Source organism: Umezawaea sp. NPDC059074 (assembly GCF_042738955.1).
Taxonomy (GTDB): domain Bacteria; phylum Actinomycetota; class Actinomycetes; order Mycobacteriales; family Pseudonocardiaceae; genus Umezawaea.
Genome location: NZ_JBHYHC010000194.1, coordinates 1 through 12,726 on the forward strand (window position 1 = coordinate 1; position 12,726 = coordinate 12,726).

Sequence of the window (12,726 nt, forward strand, 5' to 3'; positions counted from 1 at the left end):
CAGCCTTGACAAAGCGAAAAAGGGTGGGATAATTGGCGCAATCGGGGGTTAGCCCTCAACCCCAAACCACCCCACACAGGCCAGGCCCCACCAGTTCCCCCAAGGTTCACCCCCACCACCCCACCCCGGCCACTTGACTTTGATCTCATATTCGCGACACTTCTTCATGTTTGGCCTGAGTGACGGGCCTCACACCAGCACGCGCCCACCGAGCCGCAGCGGTGATCGCCGAAGAACGAGGAGCACCATGCGAGCAGCGAGCACCACCGGCCGTCGCACCGGAAAGGTGTCGTTCGTACTAGCCACCGTCACCGCCCTGCTCTTCGGTTCCGCGGGCGTGGCCCTCGCGGACCCGCCGCGAGCCCTCGACTGGTCCGCCCCCTGGGAGGACCGCACCTACGAGCCCGCTCTCGACTACGACGGCGACGGCTGCTACCCCACTCCCGCCATCGGTCGGGACGGCACCATCGCGCCCGGTCTCAACCCGTCCGGCACCGTCAACGGCAACTGCCACGACGCGTCGGACCTGGACAACACCAACGCCTACTCGCGGGTGAAGTGCAACAACGGCTGGTGCGGCTACATCTACGGCCTGTACTTCGAGAAGGACCAGGCCGTCTGGGGTTCCGGTCTCGGCGGCCACCGCCACGACTGGGAGCACGTGGTGGTCTGGGTGCAGAACGGGGTCGCGCAGTTCGTGTCGACGTCCGCGCACGGCAAGTACAACACCTACGCCCGCAACCAGGTGGCGTGGGACGAGACCGGCAACCACCCCAAGGTGATCTACCACAAGGACGGCGCGTCCACGCACTGCTTCCGCCTGGCGAGCTTCACCGAGCAGCCGGAGAACCACAAGGGCACCTGGCAGTACCCGCCGCTGGTCGGCTGGGACAACTACCCGGCGGGTCTGCGGGACAAGCTGACGTCGGCCGACTTCGGCTCGGCCCAGTTCGGCCTGCGTGAGGGCTCGTTCAGCTGGGAGCTCGGCAAGGCCAAGCCCGCGAGCATCCCCTTCGACCCCAACGCGTGACCCCTGGGGCCGGGGACTTCCGCCTCCCCGGCCCTCTCGGAACCGCCGCACCAAGTCCTGCTTCAGAACCGCCGCACCAGGTCCTGCTGCGGCGCGAGCACTCCCGTCAGCGTGATGCACTGCTGGGCGATCCGGGTCGCCAACGTCGGCACGAACGGCGTCAGCTCCCGCGCCAGCACCCGGCACGCCGACAGCAGCACCGCCAGCACCGCGTCCAACCGCCGCCCCGCCTCGACGTCCCCGCCGCGTTCGGCCCGAGCCAGGTCCCACGCCCGCGACCGCAGCGCGAACGCCCGCGCCTCGTCGACGATCCGCCACACCGCACCGGTCGCCTGCCCGAACTCGAACCCTCCGAGCGCGTCCCGCACCCGCTCCGGAGCCTCCCGGCACGCCACGTACAGCGCTTCCGCGTCCTCGACCGGCTCCACGACCTCGGGCGGCTTCCCGTCCCGATACCGGTGGACCATGACCGTGATCTGGTCGACCAGGTCCCCGAGCCCCTTCGCCAGGTCGGCGTTCGCCCGCGCGACGATCCGCGACGCCGCGAACTCCGTCGTCGCGGGCGGGTCGCACAACAACCACCACCGCACCGCGTCCGGCCCGTACCGCCGCGCGAGGTCGTCCGGGGCGACGACCTCCCGTTCCTCCACGGCCTCCCGCACCAGCACGTCGGTCGGCAACGGCAACCCCGCCGCCACCAGCACCGCGGGCCAGCCCAAGGCGTGCGAGACGAGCTGATCAGGCCCGATCACGTGCACCCGCCGATCCCCGTCGGTCCACCACCGCCGGTGGTTCGGCCCGTCGACCCCGTACCCCAGGCTGGTGATGTAGGCGGCCGTGGAGTCCAGCTCGACCTCCGACACCTCTCCAACCAGCACCTCCTCCCGACGCCCGGCGGGCTCGACCCGGAGCTTCCCGGCCCGGATCAGGTCCCGCACCCGCTCGACCTGCCGCTCCCAGGAGCCGTCCCCGCACGCCGCCCTCAACCGCTCCACCCCCGCCAGGTGCCGAGCGTCCTCCCCCACCTCCAGGAAGTCGGTCGACGTCAACGCCAACGACTCCCGCAACCGCGCGTACTCCGGCGACCCACCGGTCAGGAACCGCACCCGGTCACCGCGCAGGCGGTGGTGCCGGGCCAGCACGTCCGCGCGCACGACCTCCAGCGCGTACCCCAGATCGGGCGGACCTCCGTGGACGACTGTCGTGGTCAGGTAGCACCGCGCCATCGGCACCTCCGGGTGTCAGGGCTCCCGGCGGACCGTAGCAGTGGCGACGACCGCCCAGGCGACCATTTTCACCGTCCACAGTGGACCAAAAGACACCCCGGATCGCGATTTGATCACGGACCGCATCCACAGCCCGCCCGCCGCCTCTTCCAGGGAAAGGCCCGCCGCCTGGAAGGACCCACCGATGACCCGCGGACCCCACTCGTACCAGCACCGCGAGGGCGACGAGCACCAGTGGCTCTCGTGCTTCGGCGTGGAGAACACGCACACCGTGCTCGGCAGCAGCACTCGCACCGTGATCATGTCCCGCGACGGGTGGCGGCGGAACCAGAACGGCACGCCGGTGTCCCTGAGCTGGTCGACGACCGATCCCTACGCGGTCACGCTGCTCCTGCACGACGACGAGGTCACGAGCTGGACGTTCTCCCGCGAACTGCTCTCGGAGGGCGGCGGCCTCGGCGACGTCCGGGTCCGGCACGGCCTGGTGACCAGCCTCGAACTGGACTCGCGGAGGCTGCGGGTCACCCTGCGGCTGTCCGTGACGTGGGTCGAGGAGTTCCTCCGGCACACCGAGGACGTCATGCCGCTGGGCACCGAGCCCAGCCTGTCCGAGGTCGGCGAGCCCGCGTGGTCCGACGAGCTGGCCAGGCTGTGCGACTGGCCGTGATCGACTCCTAGACTTCCCCGCATGGCACCACGTGCGGTCGACGCCTACCTCCAGCGCATCGCCTACCGGGGGGCCGTGACACCGACCGCCGACGTGCTGCGCGGCCTGCACCGGGCGCACCTGGCGACCGTGCCGTTCGAGAACTTCGACGTGCACCTGGACGCCGTGGAGCCGCTGGACCGCGCCGCGATCCTGGACAAGGTGGTCGCCCGCCGCCGGGGCGGGTACTGCTACGAGCTGAACTCGGCGTTCGCCACCCTGCTGGAGGCGCTGGGCTTCGACGTCACGCTCGCGTGCGCCGCCATCGGCGACCGCGACGAGCAGGACCCGCACTGGGGCAACCACCTCGCGCTGCTGGTGCGCGTCGACGGCGGCACGTGGGTCGCCGACGTGGGCATGGGCCAGGGGTTCCTGGAACCGCTGCCGCTGCGAGCCGGCCGCCACGAGCGCGGCGGGTTCGACTTCGAGGTGGCCCCCGACGACGACTGGTGGATCGGGATGCACCGGCACGGTCGGCTGCCGGGCTACCGGCTGCGCGAGGAGCCTGTGGACCTGTCCTCGTTCCAGCCGCTGCACGAGTACCAGACCACGTCGCCGGAGTCGGTGTTCGTGCGGCTGCTGCTGGCGCAGCGGCCGTCCGACGACCACGTGCTGACGCTGCTCGGCACCCGCCTGACGGCGGACGGGCCCGCGGGCCGGGTGGAGACGGCGCTGGACACCCCCGAGGAGTACGCCGCCGTGCTGGCCGAGCGGTTCGGCGTCCCCGTCGACGACCTGGACACCGCCCGGCTGCACCGGATCGCGCACGCCATGACCACCGCCCACGCCGGGTGAGCGGTGGCCGTGGCGCGGCTACCGGGCCCCGGCGAGGACCGACCGGTCGCGGACGAGCTTGCCGTTGGGCGTCCGGGGCAGCTTGCGCAGCACCCGCACCACACCCGGCTGCTTGAAGTCCGCCAACCGCGCGGCGCACCAGCCCAGGACCGTGTCCTCGTCCAGGTCGTCCGACGTGGTCGCCACGTACGCCTCGACCGCGCCGTCGAACACGACGATCGCCTCGTCCACCACCGGGTGGCCGCGCAGCACGTCCTCGATCTCCAGCAGGTCGATGTTGTTGCCGCCGAAGATGACCAGCGAGTCCGCGCGGCCGTGCAGGGTCAGCAGGCCGTCGACCAGCTCGCCCCGGTCGCTGGTGCGCCACCAGCCGTCGGCGTAGCCCGACCGCTCGGGCTCGACGAGGTACGGCGAGGCGGGCAGCGCGACCTCCACCTGCCCGTCACGCACCCGCAGGCCGATCCCGTCGCACACCGGGCCGACGGACGGGCGGCTGAGGCCGGTGACGTCCATCGTGAGGATGCCGGTCTCCGTGGTGCCGTAGCCCTGGCCGATCGGCAGGCCGTAGAGCGCGGTGAAGCGCTCCTCGACCTCCCGCCCGATCAGCTCGCCGCCGGAGAGCACCCAGCTCAACGCGGGCAGCGCGGGCGGGACCTCGACGTCGTTGAGCGCCGCGTAGTGGTGCGGCAGGCCGGTGATCCCGACGACCCCGTGCGCGGCGGCCGTGTCGGCGACGTCCTGTCCGGAGAGCTGGGTGGAGAACACCAGCTCCACGCCCACGTCCAGCGACCGCAGGATCCCGAACGCCAGGCCGAAGCTGTGGGAGGTGGAGCTGAGCAGCAGCACCTTGTCCCCCGCCACCGGCAGTTCCGGCATCCGGTTGAACACGTCCACCTCGGCCCGCAGCGACTCGGCCGTCCGGGCGATCACCTTCGGCAGGCCCGTGGAGCCGGAGCTGAACTGCACGAGGCAGTGGTCGGTGGCGGCGGGCGCCCCGTCGGCGTGCCGCTCGGTGACCAGCTCGAAGCGCTCGCGGAACCGCACGTAGCCGCGCCCGACGTCCCCGGCCCGCACCACGAACTGCCCGCGGCACCGCACCCGCAGAGCCTCCAGTTCCGCTGCGGCGAGCCGCGGTTCGACGAGCATGACCTGCGCGCCCAACGACCACAGCGCCAGCAGCGCCTCGACCTGGGTGAAGCTCGCGGGCGACTGGAGCACCACCGTGCTGTCGCGGCGCACGCCCGCGGCCGCGAACACGCGCGCCTCGGCCGCGACCGCCTCGCGCAGCCCGCCGCGCGTGACGGTGTTCGCGTGGGTGAGGTAGGGCGCGTCGTCCGCGCCCTTCGCGAGCAGGTCGGCGACCAACTCCTCGACGCGGAGCCCCATCAGCTCTCCCTGCAGAACTCGCCGATGGGGAAGCCCACGTGCCGCTGGTCGGTGGCCACGTAGCCCAGCAGCTCGTGCCCGCTCTCCAGCTCGGTGACGTTGAGGACCTTCCCGCCGGGGCCGAGCACGCGGACGTGCCAGTCGTCCTGCACGATCAGCGTCACGACCACGCCTTCGGGCGAGTGCGCGGTGATGGTGAGCAGCGGCCGGGTCTCCAGCTTCGCCCTCCCCACGACCACCTTGCGGGTCCGGCCCTCCGAGTTGACCGCGAGGACGGAGCCGCCGGACCTCAGCTCGCTGAGGTAGTTGGTGCGGTTCTCCGGGCCGAGCACGTACGAGTGCAGCGCGCCCGCGTTGACCCGGAACGGTCGGGTCGGCATGTACGGCAGCGGGTGCGTCTCGCTGCAGCACAGGATGAACCCGGTGGAGAAGGAGCCGACGAGGATGCCCTCGTCCTCCTCGAAGTGCGAGCAGGTGTCCACGCACACCCGGTCGCCGCGACCGCTGTGCACGACCGACTCCACGGTCAACGTCGTCAGCTGGAGCGGGGCCGAACTGGCCTCCAGCAGCCGCACGACGGCGAACACGTCGTCGGCCGTGCGCGGGGCCATCATCACGCCGTCGGAGCCGTGCTCCAGGACGTCGAGGACGATCCCGGCCTCCTCCACGTCCGCGCACACGCAGATCAGCTCGCCGCTCGCGCGGTCCGCCGCCGCGATCACGATCTCCAGCGGGATCTTGGTCGGGTCGGTGAAGCTGACCACCGTGTGCGGCAGCTCCACCGCGGCCAGGCAGGCGAGCCGCAGCGTGCGGTCGTCGCGCACCTCCACGAACGCGGCCCGACCGGTGCCGCGCAGGGCGTGCACCCCGTCCTCGTCGTGCACGACCACCGCGACCAGGTCGGCGCCGCCGTCGTCCTCGGGCGGCGGCGTGCCGTCCGGGAGGAACAGCACCTTCGTCACGGTCGGCGGAAGCGTCACCAGCACCGCCGGGTCGGCCGCCACGACGGCGCGCGCACGGGCGTGCACGGCGGCGTCGACGACTCCTTCCAACCGGTCCTGCGGGACGTGGCGAACGTCGATCCAAGCGAATTTCACGCGGCACCTGTCGTGGTCGTGATGGGGTGATCTGCGTGGGCACCGCGGCGGGTGCCCTGGTGGACGGCGGAGGCCAGCCCCGCGACGAGGCTGCGGGGCGCCGGGTCGGTGAACACGCGACGGCCGATGGCGAGACCCGCGCACCCGGCGCGCATCGCCGCCGCGGCGTAGCCGACGGGGTCCACGTGGTCGACGGGGCCACCTGCCGCGAGCACGGGGATCGGGCAGTGGGCGGTGACGTCGGCCATCCGGCTGACCGGCATCGCCATCGAGGTCTTGACGATGTCCGCGCCGAGGTCGGCGGCGATGTTGACGACGTGCGCCAGCAGCACCGGGTCGTGGGAGTCGGCCACGCGCGGGCCGCGGGCGTAGACCATGGCGATCAGCGGGACGTTCCACGCGTCGCAGGAGGCCGCGACGGCGCCGAGGTCCGCCAGCTGGCGCTCCTCGGTGTCCGAGCCGACGTTGACGTGGACGCTGACCGCGTCGGCCCCCAGCCGCAGCGCCTCCTCCACGTCGCCGACGAGCACCTTGGCGTTCGGGTCGGCGGCGTGCGCGGTCCCGGCGCTGAGGTGCACGACGAGGGCGCAGTCGCCGAGCACCGCCGGGTCGATCTGCCGGACCCTGCCCTTGTGCACCACGATCGCGTCCGCGCCACCCGCCACCACGGCGCTGATCAGCCCGGTCCACCGGTGGTTGGGGACAACCGGACCGTCCGAGACGCTGTGGTCGAGCGGGACGAACAGGTATTTTCCGTCGCGCGGACGTGATAATCGCCGCAGCCTCAGAGCTTTCCGGGTGTCAGACACGGTTGAACCGCTCCTTTATTCGGTCAATTCAGCAGACCAGAAAAGGGGCCCATCGGGCAGTATCAGCGAGCAATAACTCGGGAGTTATACCCCTCATACCGAACTGAAGCCGCCCATCGGACTAATTCCGAAATCCATTCGCAGCAGTCGGACGCATCGGACTGCAATAGGGTGGCCGGGTGCGCGTAGAACTCCGTCATCTCCACGTCGTACTGGCCGTCGCCGCGGCAGGCAGCATCAGGAGCGCGGCCACCTCGCTGAAGATCGCACAACCGGGGCTCACAGCCCAGCTCAGGAGGATAGAACGCACGTTCGGCGGGCAGCTGTTCGTGCGGGCGACCAACGGGGTCGTGCTCACCGACCTCGGCGAGCACGTGGTGCTGCGCGCGCAGGAGATCGTGGACAAGTTCGACGACCTCTGCGTGACCGCCCGCAAGATCGCCGACGGGGCGCACCCCGCGTCCGTCCAACTGGGAGGCGTCGCGGGCGCGCTCATCCCGCAACTGGTGGCCGCGGTGCGGGAACTGTTGCCGGAACAGGACATCACGACGCAGATGGAACGTTCCGGAGAAGCCGTGATGGACCACGTGCGCACCGAGAAGCTGGATCTGGCGGTGATGGCCGAGTTCGCCAGGACCCCGCCGCAGGTGCCCTTCGGGGTGCTGCGGAGACCCCTGCTGACCGAGCCCGTCTTCGTCGCCCTGCCCGCCGACCACCGCTTCGCGGACCGCGCGGAACTCGACCTGGTGGACCTCGCCGACGAGGCGTGGACGATGCCGGAGGAGTCCGTCGGCGGCCCACGCTCGACCTTCCAGCTCACCTGCGAGGCCGCCGGGTTCACCCCCCGCTTCGCCCACTTCGGCACCGACCTCGCGACCGCGCTGGAACTCGTGCGCTCGGAGAACACGATCGCGGGAGTCCACCCCGCGATCCACGACGTGGACGGAATCGTGGTGAAACCCCTCTTCGGGAATCCGCTGCACCGTCGACTGGTCATGGTGTGGCCGGAACGCTCCGCCGTGGCCGACCTGGTCGACCGCGTGCACGCCGGATTCATCACCGGCTATCGACACCGCGTGCAGGCCAGCCCCATCTATTCGCGGTGGTGGAACGCGGGCGGCGCGGAATTCGCGCTCGGCTCCGGATAAGTGCTTGCACAACCAACCAGACATTTCCACCCCGGCCCGCCGCTCCGGTGGCGACCACGAGCACGGCACGGGTTCGGGATCCCGCACCTTCCCCGACGACGGCAGCGCCGCCGAATCGTCCGGCACGGGTGTCGCCCACGCGGTTCACCTCACGATGTTTCACCCCTCGCCGAACAGGAGCACCGCTCAATTCTTTCGGCGGCGGAATGACGACCATTCCCGTGGACTCGAAGGAATGGACCGCGGTTTATCGGACAACCGCTGGAGGAACGTCCCGCACGGGATACGGATCACCACATGCCCGTGCACGAGGACCAAGGGGCTCGCCGCGGCACTCATCGACGTCCTGACGGCGACGACACTCAGCGTGACGAGCGCATCGGCCACAGCTCCGGCTCGAGGCCGCCGGACGAAGTGGCCGGCGCGCCGTTCAGCGGTTCTGCGCTGTACAGGCACCGGCCTCACGAACGGCGAACGGGCCCCGAACCGGGGTTCGTCCACCTCCCGAAAGCCCCAAAACGCCCGACCTCGACCACCGTGACCTCCCCGGATCGACCAGGTCCTATGGTGACCGCATGATTTTCTACACGGACGCGGAGAGCCGAACGCTGCGCAGGGCCGTCTACGGCGCGATGGTGCTGGTGTCGCACGCCGACCCCGGCCCGATCGACCAGGAGCGCTTCGCGGGCCTCAAGGCCATGGTGAACCTGTCGAGCGAGCTGCGGCTGGTGCTCAACGGGGCCCGTGTGCGGCTGCCGGAGGGCACGGACACCGACCTGGAGCACGCCGTGATCGAGGCGTTGCGGACCTCGATGAAGATCCTCGCGACGAAGTCGCCGGAGGAGGCCGGGTCGTTCCCGGCCGCCGTGCTGGCCATCTGCCACGAGGTCGCCACGGCCGACGGCCAGGTCGCCGACGCCGAGCGCGAGATGATCGCCAAGATCGAGGCCGCACTGGCGGTCTGACCCGCCACCCGCCGGGCCTCGCCGCGAGGTGCGGCGGGGTTCCCGGCCGCGGTCCGGGCCCCTCTCGACCGGGCGGTCGGTCCCGGCCGCCGAAGGACATCGCGTTCGCGCGAGTTCCGCAAGCCGCCCCCACCGTCCCCCGACCCCCGTGTCGTCACTGTGCGTGGTCGACGGCCCGTTCGGCGGTCCAGCGGAAGCCCGCCCGGCGAAGGCGCGCAGACGGTGAGTGGGCCACACCCTGAAACCGATCGGTTTCCGGTGACTCGACCAGCCCAACCCCGACCGCGTTCGGCGCAATTCCGGACCCGGCGGGTCGAATTCATCCTTTCCGGTGACTCCCCCCACACGCGCCGAAGGCGGGTGGTCGAATGAGCCGATATCGGGCATTACCCGCTATCCACCGGAAGAGGTTGGCGAATCCCATGCGCACTGCAGCGGCCGATCGGATCGGACTCATCTTCTCCCTGCTCGACGCGGACGGCACGGGCCACCTCGAGGCCGCCGACTTCGAGCTGATGGCCAACCGGGTCGTGCTGGCGGCTCCCGAGTCCGAGGAGCGGGAGAAGCGGGCGATGACGGCCGCGTTCCGGCGGTACTGGACGACGCTCGCGGCCGAGCTGGACACCGACGGCGACAACCGGATCAGCTTCGACGAGTACGCGGCCTGCGTGCTGTCCCCGCAGCGCTTCGACTCGACGGCCCGCGACTTCGCCGAGGCGCTCGCCGCGCTGGGCGACCCGGACGGCGACGGCCTGATCGAGCGCCACGTGTTCGTGGGGCTCATGTCCGCCATCGGCTTCGACCGGGGCAACGTCCACTCGCTGTTCGACGCGTTCCAGCCCACGCCGAGGGACCAGATCACCGTGACGGCGTGGATCGCGGGCATCAAGGACTACTACCGCCCGGACAAGACGGGGATCCCCGGAGACCACCTCGTCGGGGCCGCGTCGGCCTGACGGCGGAGGAGCACGGTGAAACCAGTCATCGGACTCGCCGTCGGCCGGGGCACCGGACCCGAGCTGGCGGTCGTCTTCGACCGCGTCCTGGCGGCGTTGGCGGAGTTATCGGGGGTGGAGATCGGCGTCGCGCGCTCGCCGAGGACCTACCACTCGTACCACTCCCTGCGCGCCGAGGGCGGCATGTCACGGGTCCGCGAGCTGACGCGGGAGGACGCGGACCACTACGAGCGGTTCTGCCGCACGCAGGCCGGCCTGGGCACCCCGGCGATCTTCCGGACCGCGGTCAACGCCCAGTCGCTGTACCTGGTGCGGGAACGGCTCCAGGCGGTGAAGGTCGACGTCCTCACCACCCCGTCGTCGTCGTTGCTGCTGGTCCGCGACGAGGCGCAGGGCTTCTACACCGGCGAGAACCGGCACCGCCCCGGCGCGGTCGACCGGACGACGACGTTCAGCAGGGCGGTCACCGAGAAGGTCGTGGCGTTCGCGCTGGAGCGGGCGCGGCGGGAGTGGCCGGACCACGAGGTGGACCGGATCGTCATGGCGTACAAGTTCCACCTGCTCGACGGCGCGCTCGACGACTGGGTGGCCGAGAGCGCGCTGCGGCACGGCGTGGAGATCACGCTGTCCCAGCCGGACACGGTGAACCGGAACCTGGTCGAGCACGGGCTCGCGCCGCGCACGGTGATCATCGCGGGCAACGAGTGGGCGGACATCATGCACGTGGTGCTGCTCGACCGGTTCGGCTCGGAGAAGCAGGAGAACCGGTACACCGAGAACGTCCACCTGCACCCCGAGGTCTCGGGCCTGGTCGAGTACCAGACCGTGCACGGCTCCGCCGACGACCTCGAGGGCCGGGACGTGGTCAACCCGACCGCCACGATCCGCGCCACCGCGGCCATCGCGGAGCGGCACGGGCGCTGCGCGGGCGCGGTGCGCCGGGTGGAGGCCGCACTGGAGGCGATCGGCGCGCGGGGCGTGCTCACCCCGGACCTCGGCGGCACGCACTCGACCACCGCGGTCGTCGACGCGCTGCTCGCCGAGTTGCAGCCCGCGAGCACGCTGGTGGCGGGCTCGTGAGGACTGCGCTCGTCGTCGTGGACCTCCAGAACGACTTCTGCACCGGCCCGAACGCCCGGTACCGCGGCGACCCGTCCGTGCTGGAGGCCGCGACGGCGAACGCCGCCAAGGCCGTCGACACTGCGAGGGCGCGCGGCACGGAGGTCGTGTTCGTCCGGTTCGTCGGCGACGTCGAGCACCAGGGGCCGAGCTGGCGGCGGCGCGACCAGGAGTTGGGCAAGCGGCCGAAGTGCCGGGAGGGCACGTGGGGAGCCGAGTTCCACCGGGTCTCCCCCAGGCCCGACGAGCACGTGTTCACCAAGCGGGCGTGCTTCGACGCGTTCCTCAGCGAGGGTTTCGAACGGCACCTCGTGCGCCGGGGCGTCGAGCACCTGGTGTTCGCGGGCGTCTACGCGGACGTGTGCGTCGACTCGACCGCGCGCACCGCGTTCCAGAAGGGCTTCCACGTCACGGTGCTGACGGACTGCACCACCAGCCTGCACCTGCGGGACGAGGACGTCTTGCGGTTCATGGGCGCCGTGTACGGCGCCCGCACCACCACCCACCAGCGGTGGGCTCGAGGAGAACAGGAGGACACGTGGTCGGCACCAGGTTTCCGGACACCGGCGTAGAGGGGGGTGTCGGGTTGACGGCGCTCATGGTCGCCGCGGCGCGGGCCATCGAGACCCACCGCCCGGACTCGCTCGCGCGGGACGTCTACGCCGAGCACTTCGTCCGCGCCGCGCGGGCGTCGGCGGGGTGGCCGGTCCGCCCGGACGAGGTGCCGGACGGCGACGCGAACCCGCTGTGGGGTCGCCTCGCCCGCTACTTCGGCCTGCGGACCCGCGCGCTGGACGACTTCCTGGTCGGCTGCACGCACGCGGGCTCGACCCAGGTGGTGCTGCTGGCGGCCGGGCTGGACGCGCGGGCGTACCGCCTCGACTGGCCGGCGGGCACGGTCGTGCACGAGCTCGACCGGGAGGGCGTGCTGGCGTTCAAGCACCGCGTCCTCAACGGCATCGAGGCCGTCCCGAAGGCCGAGCGGAAGCCGATCGCGACGGACCTGCGCGAGGACTGGGCCACCGACCTGGTGCACGCCGGGTTCGACCCGTCCGCCCCGACGACGTGGCTGGTCGAGGGCGTGCTGCTCTACCTGCCGCCGGACGCCGAGCGGGCCCTGTTCGCGACGATCGACCGGCTCAGCGCGCCCGGCAGCGCCGTGGCGTACGAGGCGAAGCTGGCGCGCGAACTCCCGGACCTCCGCGACGACCACCTGTACGCCTCGACGCTGGAGCAGATCGGCGTCGACCTGCTCGCGCTGTTCGACGGCGAGCCGCGCCCCGACTCCGCGACCGACCTGGCGAACCGCGGCTGGTCGGCGCACGTGCACACCCCGTTCGACTTCACCCGCCACCACGGCCGCGGCGTCCACCCGGTGGGCAACGACCCGCTGGCGGGCAACCGCTGGGTGTTCGCGAGCAAACCGGTCCGCTGACCCGGTGCGCGGTGGCAGGCTCTCTCCCCGGCCACCGCGCACCTCCCGGTCACC

At 71.5% G+C, this 12,726-nt stretch carries 13 protein-coding genes; 9 read left to right on the forward strand and 4 right to left on the reverse strand.

Going from position 1 to position 12,726, the window contains the following annotated elements; translation table 11 throughout:
- The first annotated feature begins 247 nt into the window (after positions 1-247).
- Complete coding sequence (locus tag ACFWW9_RS43070) at positions 248-1,030, forward strand: NPP1 family protein (protein ID WP_390388900.1); 783 nt, start codon at positions 248-250, stop codon at positions 1,028-1,030.
- Positions 1,031-1,092: 62 nt separating this feature from the next.
- On the opposite strand, the gene ACFWW9_RS43075 is transcribed toward ACFWW9_RS43070, so the two are convergent.
- Positions 1,093-2,256: a class I tRNA ligase family protein gene (locus ACFWW9_RS43075; protein ID WP_390388902.1), complete on the reverse strand. Its 1,164-nt coding sequence runs from the start codon at positions 2,254-2,256 to the stop codon at positions 1,093-1,095.
- Between the two features lie 184 nt (positions 2,257-2,440).
- Between ACFWW9_RS43075 and ACFWW9_RS43080 the strand changes: the two genes are divergently transcribed.
- Positions 2,441-2,923: an SsgA family sporulation/cell division regulator gene (locus ACFWW9_RS43080; protein WP_390388904.1), complete on the forward strand. Its 483-nt coding sequence runs from the start codon at positions 2,441-2,443 to the stop codon at positions 2,921-2,923.
- A gap of 21 nt (positions 2,924-2,944) precedes the next feature.
- Positions 2,945-3,757 carry an arylamine N-acetyltransferase gene (locus tag ACFWW9_RS43085; RefSeq protein ID WP_390388905.1) on the forward strand — a complete coding sequence of 271 codons (813 nt, stop codon included), beginning with the start codon at positions 2,945-2,947 and terminating at the stop codon, positions 3,755-3,757.
- 18 nt (positions 3,758-3,775) lie between these two features.
- On the opposite strand, the gene ACFWW9_RS43090 is transcribed toward ACFWW9_RS43085, so the two are convergent.
- Genes ACFWW9_RS43090 through ACFWW9_RS43100 form a run of 3 tightly spaced genes read right to left on the reverse strand, consistent with a single transcriptional unit; the run spans position 3,776 to position 7,049 of the window.
- A complete protein-coding gene (locus ACFWW9_RS43090) occupies positions 3,776-5,143 on the reverse strand; it encodes a class I adenylate-forming enzyme family protein (protein ID WP_390388907.1) in 1,368 nt (455 codons plus the stop codon).
- Positions 5,143-6,240 (reverse strand): 3-dehydroquinate synthase II family protein, encoded by a 1,098-nt coding sequence (locus ACFWW9_RS43095; RefSeq protein WP_390388908.1) that lies wholly within the window; start codon positions 6,238-6,240, stop codon positions 5,143-5,145. The genes ACFWW9_RS43090 and ACFWW9_RS43095 overlap by 1 nt, the downstream gene beginning before the upstream one ends.
- Positions 6,237-7,049, reverse strand: a complete 813-nt coding sequence (locus ACFWW9_RS43100; RefSeq protein WP_390388909.1) for a 2-amino-3,7-dideoxy-D-threo-hept-6-ulosonate synthase — start codon at positions 7,047-7,049, stop codon at positions 6,237-6,239. Before ACFWW9_RS43100 ends, ACFWW9_RS43095 begins: the two co-directional genes overlap by 4 nt.
- Before the next feature lie 179 nt (positions 7,050-7,228).
- Here ACFWW9_RS43100 and ACFWW9_RS43105 point away from each other — a divergent pair, with 179 nt between their 5' ends.
- The 6 genes from ACFWW9_RS43105 to ACFWW9_RS43130 all read left to right on the forward strand — a co-directional run bounded on the left by ACFWW9_RS43105 (position 7,229) and on the right by ACFWW9_RS43130 (position 12,672).
- Positions 7,229-8,197, forward strand: a complete 969-nt coding sequence (locus tag ACFWW9_RS43105) for a LysR family transcriptional regulator (RefSeq protein WP_390388911.1) — start codon at positions 7,229-7,231, stop codon at positions 8,195-8,197.
- Between the two features lie 575 nt (positions 8,198-8,772).
- Entirely contained in the window at positions 8,773-9,162 is a 390-nt protein-coding gene (locus ACFWW9_RS43110; protein ID WP_390388912.1) for a hypothetical protein, read from the forward strand.
- A 422-nt stretch (positions 9,163-9,584) separates the two neighbouring features.
- The gene (locus ACFWW9_RS43115; protein ID WP_390388914.1) at positions 9,585-10,118 is read left to right on the forward strand and encodes an EF-hand domain-containing protein; all 534 of its coding nucleotides are present in this window, start codon (positions 9,585-9,587) and stop codon (positions 10,116-10,118) included.
- A 15-nt stretch (positions 10,119-10,133) separates the two neighbouring features.
- Complete coding sequence (locus tag ACFWW9_RS43120) at positions 10,134-11,198, forward strand: isocitrate/isopropylmalate family dehydrogenase (RefSeq protein WP_390388915.1); 1,065 nt, start codon at positions 10,134-10,136, stop codon at positions 11,196-11,198.
- On the forward strand, positions 11,195-11,809 hold the full coding sequence (locus ACFWW9_RS43125; RefSeq protein WP_390388916.1) for a cysteine hydrolase family protein: 615 nt from the start codon (positions 11,195-11,197) through the stop codon (positions 11,807-11,809). Before ACFWW9_RS43120 ends, ACFWW9_RS43125 begins: the two co-directional genes overlap by 4 nt.
- 14 nt (positions 11,810-11,823) lie before the next feature.
- Positions 11,824-12,672: a class I SAM-dependent methyltransferase gene (locus ACFWW9_RS43130; protein ID WP_390388918.1), complete on the forward strand. Its 849-nt coding sequence runs from the start codon at positions 11,824-11,826 to the stop codon at positions 12,670-12,672.
- Positions 12,673-12,726: the final 54 nt, after the last annotated feature.